A 19,138-nucleotide genomic window follows, 5' to 3' on the forward strand; every position below is an offset into this window, starting at 1 on the left:
GATCCAACATCGTAAATACAAGTTTATGGATCATAAAAAGCTGGAAAAGCTGTTCAAAGACTACGAACATGCTTTTGACAAACTGGATATCGCAGCCATTGCTGAGCACTATGCCGACACTTTTATCTCTGCCGGCCCCAAAGGAACAATTGCGCGGGATAAAAAAGATTTTTTAAGCAAGGCCAAACAAGCCAGTGATATGTATAAAAGTATCGGGCAAAAATCAGCCAAAATTTTAAGTAAGAAAATAATTCCAGTTAGCAATGAATATGCAATGGTGACCGTTCATTGGGGTGTGACATTTGAAAAAACGGGTGATGAAGTGACTGAGTTTGATGTTAGCTACATGGTTCAGCAAATTGGGAATGAAACAAAAGTTATTCTTTTTGTTACTCACGAGGATGAAGAAGAAGCCATGAAAAAGCTCGGGTTAAAACCTGAAATGATCAGGTAATGTTTCAAAATAAAAAAGTTCACAAACTGAAAGTATATATTGTCAGCTTGTGAATTTTAAACCCGTCTGCCGACAGGCTTGTAATCTACAGAACTATATAAACTCCTTAATATCCTGCATCAAACGTACAGCGATATTATTAGCCTTTGTTTCAAAATCACTTTCTGAATAAATGCGGATGATAGGTTCTGTATTGGACGTACGGAGATGCACCCAGTCGTTATCGAATTCTATCTTCAAACCATCATCAGTGTTAACGGGCTGATTCTTGTATTTCTTTTTGATCTTTTCAAAAACGGCGTTTACATCAATTCCATCCTGCAGTTCCATTTTCTTTTTAGCAATGAAATAATCCGGGTACTGTCCCCTTAGTGATCGCATTCCGTTTTTGTGATTGGCCAAATGGCTAAGGAATAAACCAATGCCGATCAGGGCATCGCGGCCGTAATGAAAGTCAGGAACAATGATGCCGCCATTTCCTTCACCACCGATCACCGCATTTACTTCCTTCATTTTTTTCACGACGTTCACCTCTCCCACTGCCGACGGAAAATATTCACCACTGTTCTTTACTGTTATTTCTTTAAGGGCCTTGGTGCTGCTCATGTTACTGACGGTATTACCTTTTTTATTGCGCAACACGTAATCAGCAACCGCTACCAGTGTATATTCTTCGCCAAACATGCTTCCATCTTCATTGACAAAACAGAGACGATCCACATCAGGATCAACAGCAATGCCAAGGTCGGCCCTTTGCTTTACTACTTCGCTGCTAAGCTGTACCAGGTTTTCAGGTAAGGGTTCCGGGTTATGTGCAAACTTACCCGTTACTTCACCATTCAGTACAATCACTTCTTTTACACCTAATGCTTTTAATAAGGCCGGAACATAAGTTGCGCCGGTGGAATTAACAGCATCCACTACTATCTTCAGCTTCTTCGCAGCGATAGCATCGGCATGCACCAGCGGATAGGACAATACGGCGTCAATATGTTTTTGTAAATAGCTATCATCAATGGTAACGGTACCCAACTTATCGACAGGAATAAAATTGAATTCTTCTTTTGCTGCCAGCTCCAATACTTTGGCGCCTGTTTCGGCGGAAATAAATTCGCCGTCGCTGTTCAGCAATTTCAGTGCGTTCCATTCTTTGGGATTATGACTGGCTGTAAGTATGATGCCGCCATCCGCATTTTCCATCTTTACCGCAACCTCGACAGTAGGTGTTGTGGAAAGTCCGAGATCGACAACGTTTATACCCAGGCCGGTTAATGTGCTTACAACAAGATCGCGAACCATGGCGCCGCTTATGCGGCCATCACGACCTACAACGATCTTTGTTGATTTATTTTTGCCGGAAATAATTGTGCCGTAAGCAGCGGTAAATTTTACCACATCCAACGGAGTGAGATTTTCTCCTGGTTTTCCGCCGATAGTTCCCCTAATGCCAGAAATACTTTTAATTAATGCCACAATTCCTAATTGTAAATTTTAAGGTTTAATGATTGCTATCGCAAAAACTGCGAACAAGCAAGTCGGGTTTCAAAGGTATGGATGTTGAAACCCTGTTCTAAAGAAGAGATTTTCAACGGGCAACAAAAATACGGATTTAAGCGGCAGGAAATTATAGCCTGCTTACATTTGTGCAAACGTTACGATGGCGAAAGAATCCTGGTACAAAGAATGGTTCAATTCTCCTTTTTACCATAAGCTTTATTTTGAACGGGATGACAGGGAAGCTGAAGCCTTTATTCTTCAACTCATTAAATATTTGGAACCTCAAGCTAACAGTCGTATGTTAGATATTGCCTGCGGAAAAGGCCGTCATAGTAAAACGCTGGCATCGCTTGGCTATGATGTAACCGGTATTGACATTTCTCCCGATAGTATCGAATGGGCAAAAAACTATGAAAATGAAAAACTGCATTTCTTCCTGCATGATATGCGGCTGCCCTTCTGGGGAAACTATTTTGACTACGCTTTTAATTTCTTTACCAGCTTTGGTTATTTCAATACCCGTCGTGAACATGATGATACAATCAGGACGATCGCTTCCGCTTTAAAAGCCGGTGGAATACTGGTAATTGATTATCTAAATACACATTATTCTGAAGACCACCTGGTGCCTAATGAAATAAAAAAAATCGGTGACACATATTACGAAATTCACCGATGGGATGACGACGCTCATTTTTATAAAAAGATCACGATAACTGATCCCACATTAAAATCACCGCTGGAATTCACGGAAAAAGTTGTCAAGTTTTCGTTGGGTGACTTTACGGACATGTTCAGTTACCAGGGCCTGCAGGTGCAGGAAGTATTTGGTGATTATCATTTCCAGTCCTACGATATAAGAAAAACGCCAAGGCTTATCATCATTGCGCAAAAAAAAGTGAATGAACCTGCAGATAAAGAAAAAAGATTATATAGCGACGGGCGAAGGACGGATGCTCTGACATGATAAAAAGTCAAGATCACTGCTTTTATTTTCGAATACATTATTTTTAATAAAATATTCTTCTGATGAAAAGACAATTATGCTTGCTGATTGCAATCTCTTCTGCGGTCACTTTTGCTAATGCCCAAAACAAAGTGAATAGGGACACGATCGATCCGAAACTAACGGAAGTATGGTCACCTGTTCCGCCGATTGTCACACCAGGCAAAACCAGCAGCGATGCTCCATCAGATGCTGTTATTTTATTTGATGGGAAAAATTTGGATCAATGGCGTTCCAATAAAAATCCGGATCAGCCGGCCGGCTGGATAGTCAGCGATGGAGTTTTTACCGTTAAGAAAGGTACTGGTGACATTGAGACAAAACAATCCTTCACCGATTATCAGTTACATCTGGAATGGCGAATTCCTAAAATAATTCATGGCGAAAACCAGGCAAGAGGCAACAGTGGAGTTTTTCTTTCTACCGGCGGTGAGGGCAATGGTTACGAAATACAGATACTGGATTGCTATAACAATAAAACTTACGTCAACGGGCAAACTGCCAGTGTATATAAACAATCTATTCCGTTAGCCAACGCCTGTAAAAAACCCGGCGAGTGGCAAACCTATGACATCATATGGACTGCTCCCCGTTTTAATGATGACGGAAGCTTAAAAACACCGGCAAGAGTTACCGTGCTTCATAACGGCGTTTTGATGCAAAACAATACCGAATTAAAAGGAGAAACGGTCTACCGCGGTCAGCCTTCGTATGAAAAACACGGAGCTAAGCCAATCAAGCTGCAGGATCATGGCGATCCGAGCGAGCCAATCAGCTTTCGCAATATTTGGGTTCGTCCATTGTAGTGTTATTGGCTAACGACCTCAGCTTCCTTATTGGTTATATCTTCTTCAGAAGCCGCGGGGTCGGGCATCGGCGTGTCGTTGATGATCCGCAATTGCAAATCGGCACTTAAAATAAAATGATAGTGGTGTTCGCGGAGTAATTTTTTTGTTACTTCATCTTCCAATAAAACAGCGACCAACTCTTTAGCTGCCGCGGACTGACTAACGGTATTAAACCGGCCATTAGTGACCTTTACATTGAATGAACAGGATGGTTTCCTGGTACGGTTCCCTTTTTCAAAATCAGTTCTGTTTAAACCGAGTCTTTGCTCTTCAGTGGCCGACTTCTTCAATAAAATCCTAATAACTGGCAAGTACTTATTCCAGATTTGTGTGTACATACAAACTCATTTACAGGTAAAAAAATACTGGCAGCTATACAAATTTACTGATCAATTGCTCCGAAACCATCATTTAATTTTGTAGCCTGGCAATTCGTTGAATGCAGGCAGGCCTGTTTTCTCAATCAAATCTTTTAAAAACTGGTGTAAGTTTTGCCGTCTCAACCTTTTATCCCCGGTTTTGCTTTGTTGAAAAAAAAAGCCGGGTTACTTATTTTCTACTGCTTAATTTAAATAAAAAAATCATGAAGCGGCCTTTCTTATACCCACTCGTTCTGGTATGTGCTTACGCATCGTCTGCACAGTCACCACAGGAAGATGTATCCAGTGCAGTAAAAGATTATGTTGATGCTTTTTATTATGGCGACACCGCCAAGATTCATCAAAGCATCAGCCGCGATGTTGTAAAATATGGATATTATATCCCGAAGGGTAAAACGGTTTACGAGGGTGAGCCAATGTCATTCCAGGAGATGATTAACTACGCAGCTGATGTAAAGAAACGCGGCGTAAACCCTAACGTGGAGAAATTTCCCAAAAAAATAGAAGTACTCGACGTGCAGGATCAAACTGCCAATGCAAAGCTGACGGCCTGGTGGGGAACAGATTATTTACTACTTGCCAGGCTACAAGGCCGCTGGATGATCACACATGTATTGTGGCAGTCACCACCGCCCAAAAAATAAATGCTAATTTGCTGTAAAAGGTTTTATGCAAACCAGCTTTTCCAGAGCCGCTACTGCACATATGATCATACTGGTCATTTTGGCATGGCTGGCTCCTGCATTGCAATTATATATCTTATTGCATAATGTTCCCGGCAATGGTCTTACTTACCTGCAGGCAGCAGGTCGGTTTCTACTTTTCTTTACCATACTCACCAACCTGCTTGTTGCCATTTCCACTTCATCAATCCTCTTAGCCCCGCAATCAAAGTGGGGACAATTTTTTTCAAGACCCGCTTCTCTAACCGCCGTAGCGCTCTATATTTTTATTGTCGGTCTTGTATACAATATTATTTTACGCAACATATGGGAACCGGCTGGTCTGCAAAAATGGGTGGATGAAGCTTTACATGTAGCGGTTCCGCTATTATTTATTCTCTTCTGGTTGTTTTTTGTGCCGAAGGGAGATTTGAAATGGCGTCATGCAATTTTTTGGCTCATCTATCCCGGACTGTATCTTATCTATGCCATGTTAAGGGGAGTCGTGGAAGGATTCTATCCCTATCCTTTTATTGATGCTGGCCAGCTTGGCTATACCAGGGTTTTGATAAATGCAACAGGTCTGTTGCTTGTCTTTATTATCACCGGCCTGTTATTTATAGGAGTTGATAAATTAAAAGGGGCAGCGCTAAAGTCCGTGTAAAGAGCTGCTCGTTCAAATTTTTAAGAAAATATTTCGCAATGGCTATTTTTGGCAAAAGAATTTCATGATCTCTTACAACCCGAAAGATTGGTTCACTTACCTTTTTCGCTTTCATAAAGCTGATACTGTTCGCAAACTGGCGCCACTTATTATAGGAATTTGCGTTTATTCTGCCATCATCACTTTTCTCGAGTTGGAATATTGGAAACTTTCAACCAACAGTTATGTCAGGAATATCCCTGTGATGCATACATTATTGGGTTTTGCGATTTCCATGTTGCTGGTCTTTAGAACGAATACGGCTTATGATCGTTGGTGGGAAGGCCGCAAGCTTTGGGGAAGCCTGGTTAATAATAGCCGTAACCTCGCTTTAAAGCTTTCATCTTTTTTGGCCATTGAGGAAAATGCGCAACGATCTTTTTTCAGAAAAATCATACCGGCTTACGCTTATAGCCTGCACAATCATCTGCATTCCGAAAAAATACGTATCGAACTTTTTGATGACGAAGAGCATGGCCATGTATTTAAAGAAATCGATCAGAGCAAACATGTGCCTAACCAGATAGCGTTGCTTATGTTTCATCATGTACAAAAATTGTATAAAGAAAATAAAATCAGCGGCGACCAATTGATCGTTCTTAATAGCGAATTACAATCCTTTACTGATATTTGCGGCGCCTGCGAACGCATCAAAAACACTCCCATCCCTTTTTCCTATAGTGTATTTATCAAGAAATTTATTTTTGTTTATGTAATGACATTGCCATTTGGATATGTATTCTCATTGGGTTATTATGTTATTCCCGTAGTGGCCATTGTATTCTATGTATTGGCAAGTCTTGAATTGATCGCAGAAGAGATTGAAGACCCATTTGGCGGTGACCCAAATGATGTTCCATCGGAGAAATTAGCGGCAACCATTCATCGCACTATTGCAGAAATTATTTAAACTCCCCTTCTAAAAAGCAATCAGCATTCACCATGACTAAAAATGCCTGTACAGTCATTTTCATTTTGGCAATCACCTGTTCGCATGCACAGCAAAAGCTGGACAAACTCACTGTTGAAAAAATAATGCGTGATCCTAAATGGATTGGCACTTCGCCTTCATCACTACAATGGAGTGCTGATGGGAAGACTATTTTCTTCAATTGGAATCCCGATAAGGCCATAGCTGATTCGTTATACTATATCACACTGGAAAATAAGGTGCCCGTTAAAGCCAGTGTTTTTCAAAAACAAGCTCTTGTTACTGCCAATTCTATCGTATATAATCGAAACAGGACAGCCTATGCTTATACGAAAGATGGAGATGTTTTTTACACAGATATAAAATTGACTAAAACAAGGAGGATCACTGAAACAACTGACAATGAAAGCAACGTACAATTTTCGTTCTATGATCAGAAGGTCATTTACAATCGCAGCCAAAACCTTTATGCCTGGAATATCGCCACGGGAGAAACACAGCAACTTACTAATCTGAAAAGTGGAACAGCTCTTCAAGGCGGTGGAGCCGTTACACGGAGCGGCGCTACTTCGTCAAAGACAGGCACCGAAAATCTCAGCCAGCAGGAAACCTGGTTAAAAAGAGATCAACTGCAATATTTTGAAGTATTGCGTTCAAGGAAAGAAAAAAAAGATGAGGCAGAAAAATACACCAACGCAACTAAGCCAAAAGAATTGCGCAGCATCAGCATTGAGGATAAAATTTTGCAAGGGTTAGCCATTAGCCCTGATGGCCGCTTTGTTAGCTATCGTTTATCAAAACCAGTATCAAATCAAAAGACAACGATTGTTCCCAATTTTGTAACAGAAACAGGCTTCACGACAGATATACCCACCCGTACAAAAGTAGGTGCGCCAGAAGGCGTTTCGGAATTCTTTATCTACGACCGGGAAAAAGATACTGTATATGCTGTAAAAACTGATTCTATTCCCGGTATTAACGATCTGCCTGATTATGTAAAAGATTATCCAAAACAGTTGGAAGAAAGAACAAACAAACCCGCAGCCCGGGCTGTTACCGTGTTTGGTCCTTATTGGTCGCCAAACGGAACGCATGCAGTTGTTGATCTTCGTGCACAGGATAATAAAGATCGCTGGCTGATGACATGGAACCGGTCTTCCAATCACTTAAAATTATTGGATCGCCAGCGTGATGAAGCGTGGATCGGAGGCCCGGGAATGTTTGGCAATATTGGCTGGACCGATGAAAATACCCTTTGGTTTCAGTCCGAAGCAACTGGCTACTCCCATCTTTATACCATCAATGTATTGAATGCAGAAAAGAAAGCCCTGACGGTGGGCAACTATGAGATACAACGGGCACAACTTTCCAACGACAAGAAATATTTTTATATCACTACGAATGAAATACATCCCGGTGAGCAACATTTTTATCGGTTAACCATTGCCAATGGTAAAAAAGAAAGAATAACCACGCAAACCGGCGCCAACCAGGTAACTCTTTCACCGGATGAAAAATGGCTGGCGGTATTATATTCCTATTCTACCAAACCCTGGGAGCTGTATTTGCAGGAAAACCTGCCTGCCGGCCGGCAGGCAAAGTGGCCGGAACCTGTGCAAATAACTTTTAAAGCTCAAAGCGAAGAGTTTAAAACCTATGCCTGGAAAGATCCGGAGCTGGTTACATTTCCTGCCCGAGATGGTGCCAATGTGTATGCAAGATTATACAGGCCCACCAATCCCCCTCCTAATAAGCCAGCCGTTTTGTTTGTACATGGGGCCGGTTATTTGCAAAATGCCCATAAATGGTGGAGCCAGTATTTCAGGGAATACATGTTTAACAATCTGCTCGCCGACAATGGGTACTATGTATTGGATATTGACTATCGTGGCAGTGCAGGTTATGGCCGGGACTGGCGCACAGGTATTTATCGGTTTATGGGTGGTAAAGACCTCAGTGATCATGTAGACGCCGTGAACTGGCTGGTGAAAAATTTTAATGTTGACCCGAAACATGTTGGTTTATACGGTGGGTCATACGGTGGATTTATTACGCTGATGGGAATGTTCAATGAGCCTGGTACATTTGCTGCAGGCGCAGCATTGAGACCTGTTACAGACTGGGCAAATTATAATCATCCTTACACGTCCAATATTTTGAACGAACCTTTTACTGACTCAATTGCCTATCGAAAAAGTTCTCCATTTTATTTTGCAGAGGGTCTGAAAGGCGATCTCCTTATCTGCCATGGCATGGTGGATGTGAATGTGCACTACCAGGACGCTGTAAAGCTGGTTCAAAGATTGATCGAATTAGGAAAAGATAATTGGGAACTCGCATCTTACCCAATGGAAGATCATGGATTTATTGAACCCAGCAGCTGGACAGATGAATACAAAAGAATCTTTAAACTGTTTGAGAGAGTATTGAAAAATGAAAAGTGAGAGTGAAAGCCAGAAGATCTCCGTAGGAGCGATATAATTGATGAATAAAATTACAGTTGTACAAGAGTGCCCTTCGTCAAGCTCAGGTAAACTGCAACAGACGATGATCCTTCGACTTCGCTCAGGACAACAATGCACGTGGAAACCATAAACCACAAACTTCTCTATATTTGTACCTCAACAAAAAAAGGTCATGGCCAAACAAATCGAAGATTTTGATGCGAACCTGGCAGGCGAAGAAGGAAAAACAGAAGAGACGAAAAGCAGCTGGTTCAAACGCATAAAAAAAGGGATCAATACCAAAACCTCAGAAAAGAAAGAAACACCGGAGGGGCTATGGACAAAATGTCCTAATTGTAATTATATCTGTACGATCTCTGAACTGCGGGAACACCTGTTTGTATGCCCGAAATGCAGCTATCATCACCGCGTCAACAGTGCGGAATATTACGATATTCTTTTTGACAATGGAGAATACGATGAGTTGTTTGAAAATATTCGCAGCAAAGATTTCCTGGAATTTACCGACCTGAAACCCTATAAAAAAAGATTGGAAGAGATATGGAGTAAAACAGACCTGAAAGACTCAATGCGGGTGGCAGTAGGAAAAGTTGGCAGCTATGATATTGTGATTGCCTGCATGGATTTTGAATTTATCGGCGGTTCGCTCGGTAGTGTGATGGGCGAAAAATTTTCCCGGGCTGTTGATTACTGCCTCCAGCATAAAATGCCTTATATGGTTATAAGCAAAAGCGGTGGCGCCCGAATGATGGAAAGTGCATTTTCGCTGATGCAGCTGGCCAAAACAAGCGGTAAACTATCACAACTGAGTGATGCCAAACTGCCCTATATTTCTTTATTAACCGATCCTACCTTTGGCGGTATCTCTGCCTCGTTTGGCATGTTGGGCGATTTAAATATTGCTGAACCTGATGCATTAATTGGATTTGCCGGCCCAAGAGTAATTAAAGAAACAATTAAAAAGGACCTGCCGGAAGGTTTCCAGCGAAGTGAATTTGTATTGGATCATGGGTTTTTGGATTTCATCGTTCCGAGGAGTGAATTGAAACAAAAATTGGCAACCGTATTAGGTCTTTTTAAAAATTAATAACAACAATTTTGCATTTAGCAACCCTGGCCAAGGCCGGGGTTCATTATATTTAAAAGCCTTTAACCGGGCTTCCTATATTTGTAGATTAGTGGTGTATGAACGAAATAAAAAACAGGTCAGCTTATCATGAATACTTCATTGATACGAAATATGAAGCAGGAATGGTGTTGTTGGGTACTGAAGTAAAATCAATAAGAGGCGGCAAAGTGAGTTTTAATGATAGTTATTGTTTAATTCATAAAGGAGAAGTGTGGATTAAGTCGTTGCATATTGCTGAATATTCACACGGCAATCTCAATAATCATGATCCGGTGCGTGACCGGAAATTGCTATTGCAAAAACGAGAGATCAAAAAAATAGAAGCAAAACTGAAAGAAAAAGGTTTTACCCTCGTGCCGCTCCGAATGTACCTGAATGAAAAAGGGTTGGTAAAAATTGAGATCGGTCTTGCCAAAGGGAAAAAACTGCATGACAAACGGGAAACTCTCAGGAAAAAAGACGTGGAACGGGAAATGAAGCGTTATATCAAATAAAAAGACCCGCCGTTACCTTATTTAAGCATGGTTTTTGACAAACATCGCACCATAAACCGGTTCATGATTTTCACAATGAAAATTATGTAAAGCTTTCTTCATAACGTGAGAAGTGTGGCTAAAAAATTAACAATAAGTGGATGAAAAAACTGATCCTGTTCGCTTTTATAATTATTTCAATACAATCCTCGTCCCAATCCGTTTTTGGATACTGGTATGGTAAAGCCAATGTGAAAACAAAAAGCTCGGCCAGCAATTATCTCGTTGAGCTTATTCTGCAACCGGGTAAGGGACAGGTAAATGGAATTCTTAGCTATTATTTTAAAAATACATTTCGCAGCGTACAGGTAAAGGGAACCTATAATGCGAAAAACCGCCAGTTAAGATTGTTTGACATACCGGTTACTTATTATGGCTCGCTGAGCACTATGGAGGTTGATTGTATGATGAACCTGATAGCTTCATTGCGGGTAGCAAAAGCCGGATCAAATCTCGTAGGTAGCTTCCTGGGCATGCCGGATAATAAATACATGTGTGTTGATGTAAACTTTAATCTTGTACTCAGCGCCGATATGAGCAAGCAAGACTCGGTGCTGACAGCTTTACGAAACTTTAAAGAAGCCAACCAGGTTTGGAAGCCTACTACATTCGATACGCTGCCACCGGCTGTTACCGTGGTACAGCGAAAAGTAATCAACTATGTGGTAGAAAATCAATTCAAAGAAAGAGAAAACGTGGTCGCTGATGAAATAGAGGTAGATTCTGATTCATTAAAAGTTGATTTTTATGATAATGGCGAAGTAGATGGGGATTCTATTTCGGTATTCTTCAACAACCAGCTGATGGCTTTTTCACAAAAGTTGAGTACAAGATCGCTTCATTTCGATATTGCGCTGGACAACAGCAAAGACATAAATGAATTGAGCATGTTTGCCGACAATCTCGGCAGCATACCGCCCAATACTGCATTGATGATTGTGACAGACGGCGAGAAAAAACACCAGATACGATTGTCGAGCAATTTTGAAAAGAATGCCACGATCAGGATCCGAAAGAAGAAGTGAGCTGAAGCTGATGAAAAGTGAAAAGCGAGAAGTCAAAAGGGAAATTACCAATTAGTTGGTTGGTCAGTTGACTGAATGAAAATCAGAGAGAGAAAGCTGTGATGTATTTATTATGCACCAGGTACTCTTCCAACCATTTCAATTTTTTCATCCGGATGGATGCTTCTACCGAAATGATGATTTTATCGTCTCTCAGTTCCAATCTTTTTTCTTCAACCGAAATTCCCTGATCCCTGATAGCAGCCAAAATTTCATCCCTGAAATGACCGTTACTTTTTTCCATCTCAAAAACAAGATCTCTTCCCTGCTTTTGTGGCCGGAAAACTTTATTGATCCACTTGCTGGAAAAAACAATGAATAGCGCTGCCGCTATAAATGTGCCGGCCAGGTAAAATTCGCCAAAACCAATTGCCATACCCACGGCAGCAGACAGCCAGATGATGCCAGCTGTGGTTAAACCCGACACATCGATCTTATCCTTGAAAATCACACCGGCCCCAATAAAACCAATACCGCTCACTACGTAAGAAGCAATACGGGTGGCTTCTTTGTCATCGCCGCCAATTTTGTAGGAAAGAATGGTAAATAAGGCAGATCCAAGGCAGATAACCGTAATGGTTTTTAAACCTGCTGCCTTATCCTTGAGTTCCCGTTCAAGGCCTAAGATAATACCAGCAGCAACAGCAAGCAGGGCTTTATAAAGATCCAATATTTCCCAGTTGTCAATCATAAACCCCAACCCCTAAAGAGGCTTTTAGACTCCGGTTTGTGAAGAGTGTTTTTATAGACTCCTGACTCTCTCAATGTTATAATGTTATTTCTTCTAACAGACTTTAAAGCCCCTTCAGGGGGTGGGATTAAAATAATTCCGGTTGCTTCTCCCCTGGCTTGTCTTTCACCCATTCCATCTGCACACTCTTGTTGTAGTCCAGCAATTTCGTGCCAACTGTTCTCCATCCCATCACTTCAGCCACCTTCGCTATTTTGAACTTTGCTTTGCGCACCTGGTCCCCTCTTCCACTCTGTACTGCCAATATTGGTTCAGCATCTGTAGATACGGCTTCGAGATAGTTGCCATCTCCTTCTTTGATGAAGAAGAATTTATTTTTCAACGTAGTGGTTTCAATCTTGAACCGCTTTACATTGAACTGCAGATTTTTCTTATCCAGATAAATAGCCGAGATCACTTTTTCCGGGTCAAATTTTTCGATCAGCAAAATATTCTCCGCATCAAAACGCTGGGTCATTTCCTGGTCGGTGATCATATAGTTACCATCATTGAACACCACCAGTATTTTATCTTCTGCTTCAAAGCTTCCCAGCAAGATTCCTTTTTCGTCAGCATTAAGCCTGCCAAACTTATCGTCAAACCAAAGTTTTCGTCCGCTGAGCGTAGCTTTGCCCGCTTCTTTGAATTTAACTGATTTTATAGGATACTTCGTAACGGTAATCCCTTTGCTGTTTCGGCCCTGGATTTCTAACTCTTCAAAATAATAATCGAACTCTTTTTTATGCGCTGATGATGCCGGGCTCAACACAATCTTCACCACTTCAGCCTCACCATTGGGATTAACGCTGAAATAATGGACTTTGGTTTTTTCTTCACCGCCCGTCAAGTTGTATTCTTTGTCTCTTGTTACACCCGTAACATTAAATCGCTTTGCAAAGCTTTTTTGCTTTCCATCAAAGTAGATCATGTTGTACGTAGTACGTTCATCATTCTTCTGGAATACGGCGGCATGCAGAATATCCTTGCCAATAAAAACTTTATCCTGCACTTTTACCACCTTCATGATTCCCTTCTTAGCAAAAACGATGATATCATCGAGGTCCGAACACTCCAGTAAAAACTCATCTTTTTTCAAGCCCGTTCCTATAAAGCCTTCTTCCCTGTTTACATACACCTTCGTATTCGCCATAGCCACTTGCTTGGCCTCAATTACTTCTAATTGCCTGATCTCTGTTTTTCTTTCTCTCCCTTTTCCATATTTCTTCAACAGGCTTTCATAGTAGGCTACTGCAAAATCAACCAGGTTATTCAGATCATATTTTACCTGTTTGATATCCGCTTCCAGTCCTTTGATTTGAGCATTGAGTTCATCAATATCGAGACGATAGATCCGGCGAACCGGCTTCTCTGTTAATTTTAAAATATCTTCTCTCGTAATCTCCCTTTTCAATTGCTTCTTGAATGGAACAAAGGCTTTGTCGATAGCATCGATTACTTTATCCCATGTCTCATGTTTCTTTTCGAGCTCTTTGTATATCTTTTCTTCAAAGAATATTTTTTCGAGTGAAGTGTAATGCCATTTTTCCTGCAGTTCGCCGAGTTTGATCTTTAGCTCCTGCTCCAGCAAATTTTTGGTTTTATCCGTTGAAATTCTCAACAGGTCATCAACCGCCAGGAACTGTGGCTTCATATCGACAATTACACAGGCATTGGGCGAAATAGATGTTTCGCAATCGGTAAACTTATACAATGCATCGATGGTAATATCCGGCGAAATACCCGGCGCCAGGTCTACTTGAATCTCTACTTCCGCCGCTGTATTGTCTGTTACCTTTTTGATTTTGATCTTTCCCTGGTCATTGGCTTTTACAATGGAGTCCATCAACTGTGATGTGGTAACGCCATAGGGAACACTTTTAATCGCCAGTGTTTTTTTATCGACTTCTTCGATATGTGCTCTTACTTTTATTTTGCCACCCCGCTTACCCTTGTTATAATCGGTGACATCGATCATTCCGCCCGTTTGAAAATCGGGATACAATTCAAATTTCTTTCCCCGTAAATATTTGATGGACGCCTCGATCAATTCACAGAAATTGTGCGGCAGTATTTTCGTAGACAAGCCCACAGCGATTCCATCTGCACCCTGCGCCAACAGCAGCGGGAACTTCATGGGCAACGTAACAGGCTCGTTCTTGCGACCATCATAACTCAATTGCCATTCAGTGGTTTTATTATTGAACGCCACCTCCAGCGCAAACTTGCTGAGTCTTGCCTCTATATAACGGGGAGCGGCGGCATCATCGCCTGTTCTTACATCGCCCCAGTTACCCTGTGTTTCGATTAACAGGTCCTTTTGGCCCATATTGACCAAGGCATCACCAATACTCGCATCACCATGCGGATGGTATTGCATTGCCTGCCCAATGATATTGGCCACTTTGTTGAAACGACCATCGTCCATTTCCTTCATGGCATGAAGGATACGGCGCTGCACCGGCTTCAATCCATCCTCTATTGCAGGAACAGCTCTCTCCAATATTACATAGGAAGCATAATCCAAAAACCATGTTTTATACTGGCCATGAATCCCGCTGTCGTTATTTTCTATTTGTTCTGTATTTTTTGCTTTGGACATAATTTTTTTAATGCAATAAAATGTTCAATGATCAATGTTCAATTTTCAATGCTCAAAGAAAATACCCGTGATCAGCACTGTACATCTAATATTCAAATTTTATTTATTGTCTTTGCCTTTTTTGAGCTTATTCTTTCATTCTTTGAGTTCCTTCAAAACAACATCCAGCTTATGGATAAAATCATTTCTGGATTCCGCTCCCTGTACCTCACCATAATTAAATGTTGGTGAGATGCATGATTTTATCAACTGTCCTGCAATATAATTCCCAGCTCTTGAATTGGGCAATGCTTCAACCACATCAATCATCCTGCAACTATAATTTACCAACCTGTTCTCAAGATCATATTTTCGATTCTCCATAATTGAAAATTGCGCATTGAAAATTGAACATTTCTACGATTTTCAACCAGAAGTCTCTCCTTACCCTTCAGCAGCTTTCACTTCATTAGCAACTTCTTCCTTCCCCTTCGCACCGGCCAGCTTCACATCAAAATCTTTCCATCCTTTATTGACATCGCCGGTTACTTCAATTTTTCCTTCAGTGATCAATTGTTTCATCCGCCACATCAGGAACACGTCGCCTGTTTTTATTTTCATCCGGTGCAGCGTATTGGTCAGCACACGGGTCGCTTTTTGCCACTCACCAGTCAGGTTTTTGACGATCTCCGCATCATAAAACGTTTCGTCCTTGCTGGCAAGCTTCTTACCACCTTCCAATATTCTTACCAGCCCATTTTCCTCGCACAATTTCCGCCATTCATCAGGATCCACTTCAAACTCACTCAGCGTAATAGGACGGGCTAATTTTTTCGCTTTCAAAAATTCTTTGGGTTGAATTTCACTCAGCCAGGAAGGATAAAATATCTGGCCTTTTTCATTGATGAAGGGAAGGTTGTTTAGATACAATACCATCACTCTGCCAGCAAACTCACTCATTTGTGACATCAACCAATAATAGCCGCTCACATCATGCTGGTTCTGTCCCATCCATATCCAAAGTTGTTCAGCCGGATCATTATTCAGTTTTTCTTTGATGGTCTTTACGGTTTCGCGGTCATCAAATTTCACTTGATTGGTACCTGCATAGTGTGAACCTTCAAGCAGGCTCATCCACCAGCTATACCGTGCCTGCCACCCTTCTTCTGTGTCGATAGCCGCTAAAGGTCCTACGGCAAAATCATCTTTTATTTGGATCACTTCACCGGCCAGGGTTTCATCCAGCTCAATCACCTGTTTCATCAGGTCTGTTTCTGATTCATTAAAAACGATATGTATCATAATGCTTTAGCTTTATGTATAAAAATCAGATCACCCGGCGCATCTTCATTGCCCGCAACGGCTTTCTTCAGCGATGATCCTTCCAGGTAATATTTTTCAAAGCCGGCACTGCTCAGCGCAGCTTCTACAATGGGTTTATGACTTCCCCATGTTTCTATCTGTATCGTCGGTTTAAATCTTTCCAATACCGGCAATATCTCCGGTATCACTACTTCCTCGTAACCTTCGATATCACATTTTAAATAATCGATCTTTTCAAAACTTTCAAACAACTCATTGGCCTTTTTCATTTCCGCTTCAAATGAAAACTCGTATTCAGAAAGAGCTTTATTATTTTTCTCATCATAAATATGTGGCAGCCCGGTGCGGAGATACCCAAAATGATCCGGTGTCACCAAATGCACTTTCTTATTTTCTTTTCCCAATGCGTAAGGGTAAAGCGTAATGTTCTTTCTGCCCTTACAGGTCCAGCGAATGATTTTAGTATATAGTGGAACAGGTTCAATCGCAATCACTCTGCCTTTATCACCCACCCATTTTGAAAACAATTTGGTGAAGTAGCCAAGGTTAGCACCAATATCCACCACCGTATCCCCTTTTTTAATCAGCTGCTTTGCATAATAATGATATTTATACCCCTCATCTGATTTTAACAAACCCGTATTGTATAAAAAAAAGAAGCCCCTGTTGAGCAATTTCAAATAGTTCTCCTCGCCCAGCAACCTGAATAAATATGCTTTGATCTTTTTTTTCATAAATTAAGATGACAGTTGACCGATGTCAGTTGACAGTTAAAGGCCTAAGGCAGATAATTGCAATTACTGATAACGGCTACTGAACTTGTGAACCTATTGAACTTTAAACCTCTTAAACTTCCTTTTCCTCTACTATATCCAGTTCCACTTTCAGGTTATTGATGATAAACTCCTGTCTTTCCATGGTATTCTTACCCATATAATATTCCAGCAGTTGCTGAATATGGTCGCCATGCTCCAGGTTCATTAGCGTGGTCTTCATTTCAGGGCCAATAAAACGGCCAAACTCTTCCGGCGATATTTCACCCAAACCTTTAAAGCGGGTGATCTCGGGTTTGCTACCCAGCTTTTTTACGGCCGCTTTTTTCTCTTCTTCACTATAACAATAAATCGTTTCCTGTTTATTCCTTACCCGAAACAATGGCGTTTCCAGCACATGCACATGATTATGCTTTACCAGGTCAGGAAAGAATTGCAGGAAGAATGTCATCAGCAGCAAACGGATATGCATACCATCCACATCGGCATCCGTAGCGATCACGATATTATTAAAACGCAACCCATCCAGTCCATCTTCAATATTCAACGCATGTTGCAGCAGGTTGAACTCTTCATTTTCATACACCACTTTCTTGGTCAGGCCATAACTGTTCAGAGGCTTCCCACGAAGGCTGAACACCGCCTGTGTTTCTACATTTCTTGATTTGGTAATAGAACCACTGGCACTATCACCCTCGGTAATAAAAATGGTGGTTTCCTTTTGTTTGGCCGCAAAATCTTCTTTACCTCTCGATGGCGGATCATCATTCAGGTGAACGCGGCAGTCACGCAGTTTCTTATTGTGCAGGTTTGCTTTCTTGGCTCTTTCATTCGCAAGCTTTTTAATACCGGCCAGTTCCTTACGTTCCCGTTCGCTTTGTTCAATTCTTTTCTTCAATCCATCCGCCACCATCGGGTGCTTGTGCAGGTAATTGTCCAGTTCTTTGGCAAAGAAATCAATCATAAACTGGCGCATGCTCTTACCGCCTTCTTCTACGTATTGCGAACCCAGTTTTGTTTTGGTCTGGCTCTCAAACACCGGTTCAATTACTCTTACAGACACAGCCGCTACGATACCCGTGCGGATATCGGAAGCATCATAGTCTTTCTTAAAAAACTCCCGGACTGTTTTTACATATGCCTCCCTGAAAGCTTGCTGGTGCGTACCACCCTGTGTAGTGTGCTGACCATTCACGAAGCTGTAAATGTCCTCCCCATAATCATTGTTGTGCGTGATGGCCACTTCGATATCATCACCGCTCAGGTGAATGATGGGATAACGTATTTCATCTTCATTGGTCTTGCGCTGCAACAGGTCGAGCAATCCGTTTTTGCTGACATAGGTTTTACCATTGAAGATGATTTTCAACCCCGCATTCAGGAAGCAATAGTTCCAGATCTGGTTTTCTAAAAACTCGGGGTGAAACTTAAAATTCTTAAACACTGATTCATCCGGGATAAAGCTCACCATCGTACCATTCTGCTCACCGCTTTTCCCTTCCTTGTGTTCCTTGATCAGCACACCTCTTTCAAACTCGGCTGATTTCTCCTTGCCTTCTCTGAAAGCGGTAACCTTAAAATAATTGCTCAGGGCATTCACGGCCTTTGTACCCACGCCATTCAGACCCACCGATTTTTGAAAGGCCTTGCTGTCGTATTTAGCACCGGTATTGATCTTGCTCACCACATCCACCACTTTGCCCAGCGGGATACCGCGGCCATAGTCACGCACCGTCACCGTCTTGCCTTCAATGGACAGTTCCACGGTTTTCCCATAACCCATGGTGTATTCGTCAATGCAGTTGTCCATCACCTCCTTCACCAGTACATAAATACCGTCGTCGGGACTGCTGCCATCGCCCAGCTTACCGATATACATACCGGGCCGCAGGCGGATATGCTCTTTCCAGTCGAGACTCTTAATGCTCTCTTCCGTATACTCAAATAAATTCGTGTCTTTTTCTTTTGCCATTTCACCTCCTCCTCCGCCGAAGGCGGAGAGTATTAAGTTTTCATATTCAGCCGCTGATACATTTCATCAGCTTTGAATATTAGTTATTGA

At 41.6% G+C, this 19,138-nt stretch carries 18 protein-coding genes; 10 read left to right on the plus strand and 8 right to left on the minus strand.

Annotation, left to right across the window (positions count from 1 at the left end; translation table 11 throughout):
• Positions 1-25: 25 nt before the first annotated feature.
• Positions 26-454 (plus strand): nuclear transport factor 2 family protein, encoded by a 429-nt coding sequence (locus ACFEL9_RS17915; protein WP_385893044.1) that lies wholly within the window; start codon positions 26-28, stop codon positions 452-454.
• A gap of 93 nt (positions 455-547) precedes the next feature.
• Here the strand turns inward: ACFEL9_RS17915 and glmM are convergent, their stop codons facing one another.
• Positions 548-1,927, minus strand: a complete 1,380-nt coding sequence (gene glmM / locus ACFEL9_RS17920; protein WP_385893046.1) for a phosphoglucosamine mutase — start codon at positions 1,925-1,927, stop codon at positions 548-550.
• Between the two features lie 184 nt (positions 1,928-2,111).
• Here glmM and ACFEL9_RS17925 point away from each other — a divergent pair, with 184 nt between their 5' ends.
• Both ACFEL9_RS17925 and ACFEL9_RS17930 read left to right on the plus strand, forming a co-directional pair.
• The gene (locus ACFEL9_RS17925) at positions 2,112-2,918 is read left to right on the plus strand and encodes a class I SAM-dependent methyltransferase (protein ID WP_385893049.1); all 807 of its coding nucleotides are present in this window, start codon (positions 2,112-2,114) and stop codon (positions 2,916-2,918) included.
• A 62-nt stretch (positions 2,919-2,980) separates the two neighbouring features.
• On the plus strand, positions 2,981-3,763 hold the full coding sequence (locus ACFEL9_RS17930) for a 3-keto-disaccharide hydrolase (RefSeq protein WP_385893051.1): 783 nt from the start codon (positions 2,981-2,983) through the stop codon (positions 3,761-3,763).
• Between the two features lie 2 nt (positions 3,764-3,765).
• Here ACFEL9_RS17930 and ACFEL9_RS17935 read toward each other — a convergent pair whose 3' ends face one another.
• Entirely contained in the window at positions 3,766-4,143 is a 378-nt protein-coding gene (locus tag ACFEL9_RS17935; protein ID WP_385893053.1) for a hypothetical protein, read from the minus strand.
• A gap of 245 nt (positions 4,144-4,388) precedes the next feature.
• Between ACFEL9_RS17935 and ACFEL9_RS17940 the strand changes: the two genes are divergently transcribed.
• The 7 genes from ACFEL9_RS17940 to ACFEL9_RS17970 all read left to right on the plus strand — a co-directional run bounded on the left by ACFEL9_RS17940 (position 4,389) and on the right by ACFEL9_RS17970 (position 11,633).
• Complete coding sequence (locus tag ACFEL9_RS17940; RefSeq protein ID WP_385893055.1) at positions 4,389-4,829, plus strand: nuclear transport factor 2 family protein; 441 nt, start codon at positions 4,389-4,391, stop codon at positions 4,827-4,829.
• A gap of 25 nt (positions 4,830-4,854) precedes the next feature.
• The gene (locus ACFEL9_RS17945; protein ID WP_385893057.1) at positions 4,855-5,511 is read left to right on the plus strand and encodes a Pr6Pr family membrane protein; all 657 of its coding nucleotides are present in this window, start codon (positions 4,855-4,857) and stop codon (positions 5,509-5,511) included.
• Between the two features lie 64 nt (positions 5,512-5,575).
• The gene (locus ACFEL9_RS17950) at positions 5,576-6,460 is read left to right on the plus strand and encodes a bestrophin family protein (RefSeq protein ID WP_385893059.1); all 885 of its coding nucleotides are present in this window, start codon (positions 5,576-5,578) and stop codon (positions 6,458-6,460) included.
• A 32-nt stretch (positions 6,461-6,492) separates the two neighbouring features.
• The gene (locus tag ACFEL9_RS17955) at positions 6,493-8,925 is read left to right on the plus strand and encodes a S9 family peptidase (RefSeq protein ID WP_385893062.1); all 2,433 of its coding nucleotides are present in this window, start codon (positions 6,493-6,495) and stop codon (positions 8,923-8,925) included.
• 193 nt (positions 8,926-9,118) lie between these two features.
• Entirely contained in the window at positions 9,119-10,033 is a 915-nt protein-coding gene (gene accD / locus ACFEL9_RS17960; protein ID WP_385893065.1) for an acetyl-CoA carboxylase, carboxyltransferase subunit beta, read from the plus strand.
• 98 nt (positions 10,034-10,131) lie between these two features.
• A complete protein-coding gene (gene smpB, locus ACFEL9_RS17965; RefSeq protein WP_276503531.1) occupies positions 10,132-10,569 on the plus strand; it encodes an SsrA-binding protein SmpB in 438 nt (145 codons plus the stop codon).
• A gap of 140 nt (positions 10,570-10,709) precedes the next feature.
• Positions 10,710-11,633: a hypothetical protein gene (locus tag ACFEL9_RS17970; RefSeq protein WP_385893068.1), complete on the plus strand. Its 924-nt coding sequence runs from the start codon at positions 10,710-10,712 to the stop codon at positions 11,631-11,633.
• 82 nt (positions 11,634-11,715) lie between these two features.
• Here ACFEL9_RS17970 and ACFEL9_RS17975 read toward each other — a convergent pair whose 3' ends face one another.
• The 6 genes from ACFEL9_RS17975 to ACFEL9_RS18000 form a co-directional block, all read right to left on the minus strand.
• A complete protein-coding gene (locus ACFEL9_RS17975) occupies positions 11,716-12,363 on the minus strand; it encodes an MgtC/SapB family protein (protein WP_385893071.1) in 648 nt (215 codons plus the stop codon).
• Between the two features lie 127 nt (positions 12,364-12,490).
• The gene (locus ACFEL9_RS17980) at positions 12,491-15,001 is read right to left on the minus strand and encodes a DNA gyrase/topoisomerase IV subunit A (protein WP_385893073.1); all 2,511 of its coding nucleotides are present in this window, start codon (positions 14,999-15,001) and stop codon (positions 12,491-12,493) included.
• 135 nt (positions 15,002-15,136) lie between these two features.
• Entirely contained in the window at positions 15,137-15,364 is a 228-nt protein-coding gene (locus tag ACFEL9_RS17985) for a four helix bundle protein (protein WP_385893076.1), read from the minus strand.
• A gap of 60 nt (positions 15,365-15,424) precedes the next feature.
• Complete coding sequence (locus tag ACFEL9_RS17990) at positions 15,425-16,282, minus strand: DUF1835 domain-containing protein (RefSeq protein WP_385893079.1); 858 nt, start codon at positions 16,280-16,282, stop codon at positions 15,425-15,427.
• Positions 16,279-17,037, minus strand: coding sequence for an FkbM family methyltransferase (locus ACFEL9_RS17995; RefSeq protein WP_385893082.1), 759 nt, complete (start codon positions 17,035-17,037; stop codon positions 16,279-16,281). Before ACFEL9_RS17995 ends, ACFEL9_RS17990 begins: the two co-directional genes overlap by 4 nt.
• A 112-nt stretch (positions 17,038-17,149) precedes the next feature.
• Positions 17,150-19,048, minus strand: coding sequence for a DNA topoisomerase IV subunit B (locus ACFEL9_RS18000; RefSeq protein ID WP_385893084.1), 1,899 nt, complete (start codon positions 19,046-19,048; stop codon positions 17,150-17,152).
• Between the last annotated feature and the right edge of the window lie 90 nt (positions 19,049-19,138).

Source organism: Terrimonas alba (assembly GCF_042434975.1).
GTDB classification, from domain to species: Bacteria; Bacteroidota; Bacteroidia; order Chitinophagales; family Chitinophagaceae; genus Terrimonas_B; species Terrimonas_B alba.

What these genes read in the sequence shown, in the direction of transcription:
- ACFEL9_RS17915 (WP_385893044.1), top strand. Translation starts at nt 26, where the DNA reads ATGGATCATAAAAAGCTGGAAAAGCTGTTCAAAGACTACGAACATGCT.
- ACFEL9_RS17925 (WP_385893049.1), top strand. Translation starts at nt 2,112, where the DNA reads ATGGCGAAAGAATCCTGGTACAAAGAATGGTTCAATTCTCCTTTTTAC.
- ACFEL9_RS17930 (WP_385893051.1), top strand. Translation starts at nt 2,981, where the DNA reads ATGAAAAGACAATTATGCTTGCTGATTGCAATCTCTTCTGCGGTCACT.
- ACFEL9_RS17935 (WP_385893053.1), bottom strand. Translation starts at nt 4,143, where the DNA reads ATGTACACACAAATCTGGAATAAGTACTTGCCAGTTATTAGGATTTTA.
- ACFEL9_RS17940 (WP_385893055.1), top strand. Translation starts at nt 4,389, where the DNA reads ATGAAGCGGCCTTTCTTATACCCACTCGTTCTGGTATGTGCTTACGCA.
- ACFEL9_RS17945 (WP_385893057.1), top strand. Translation starts at nt 4,855, where the DNA reads ATGCAAACCAGCTTTTCCAGAGCCGCTACTGCACATATGATCATACTG.
- ACFEL9_RS17950 (WP_385893059.1), top strand. Translation starts at nt 5,576, where the DNA reads ATGATCTCTTACAACCCGAAAGATTGGTTCACTTACCTTTTTCGCTTT.
- ACFEL9_RS17955 (WP_385893062.1), top strand. Translation starts at nt 6,493, where the DNA reads ATGACTAAAAATGCCTGTACAGTCATTTTCATTTTGGCAATCACCTGT.
- accD (WP_385893065.1), top strand. Translation starts at nt 9,119, where the DNA reads ATGGCCAAACAAATCGAAGATTTTGATGCGAACCTGGCAGGCGAAGAA.
- smpB (WP_276503531.1), top strand. Translation starts at nt 10,132, where the DNA reads ATGAACGAAATAAAAAACAGGTCAGCTTATCATGAATACTTCATTGAT.
- ACFEL9_RS17970 (WP_385893068.1), top strand. Translation starts at nt 10,710, where the DNA reads ATGAAAAAACTGATCCTGTTCGCTTTTATAATTATTTCAATACAATCC.
- ACFEL9_RS17975 (WP_385893071.1), bottom strand. Translation starts at nt 12,363, where the DNA reads ATGATTGACAACTGGGAAATATTGGATCTTTATAAAGCCCTGCTTGCT.
- ACFEL9_RS17980 (WP_385893073.1), bottom strand. Translation starts at nt 15,001, where the DNA reads ATGTCCAAAGCAAAAAATACAGAACAAATAGAAAATAACGACAGCGGG.
- ACFEL9_RS17985 (WP_385893076.1), bottom strand. Translation starts at nt 15,364, where the DNA reads ATGGAGAATCGAAAATATGATCTTGAGAACAGGTTGGTAAATTATAGT.
- ACFEL9_RS17990 (WP_385893079.1), bottom strand. Translation starts at nt 16,282, where the DNA reads ATGATACATATCGTTTTTAATGAATCAGAAACAGACCTGATGAAACAG.
- ACFEL9_RS17995 (WP_385893082.1), bottom strand. Translation starts at nt 17,037, where the DNA reads ATGAAAAAAAAGATCAAAGCATATTTATTCAGGTTGCTGGGCGAGGAG.
- ACFEL9_RS18000 (WP_385893084.1), bottom strand. Translation starts at nt 19,048, where the DNA reads ATGGCAAAAGAAAAAGACACGAATTTATTTGAGTATACGGAAGAGAGC.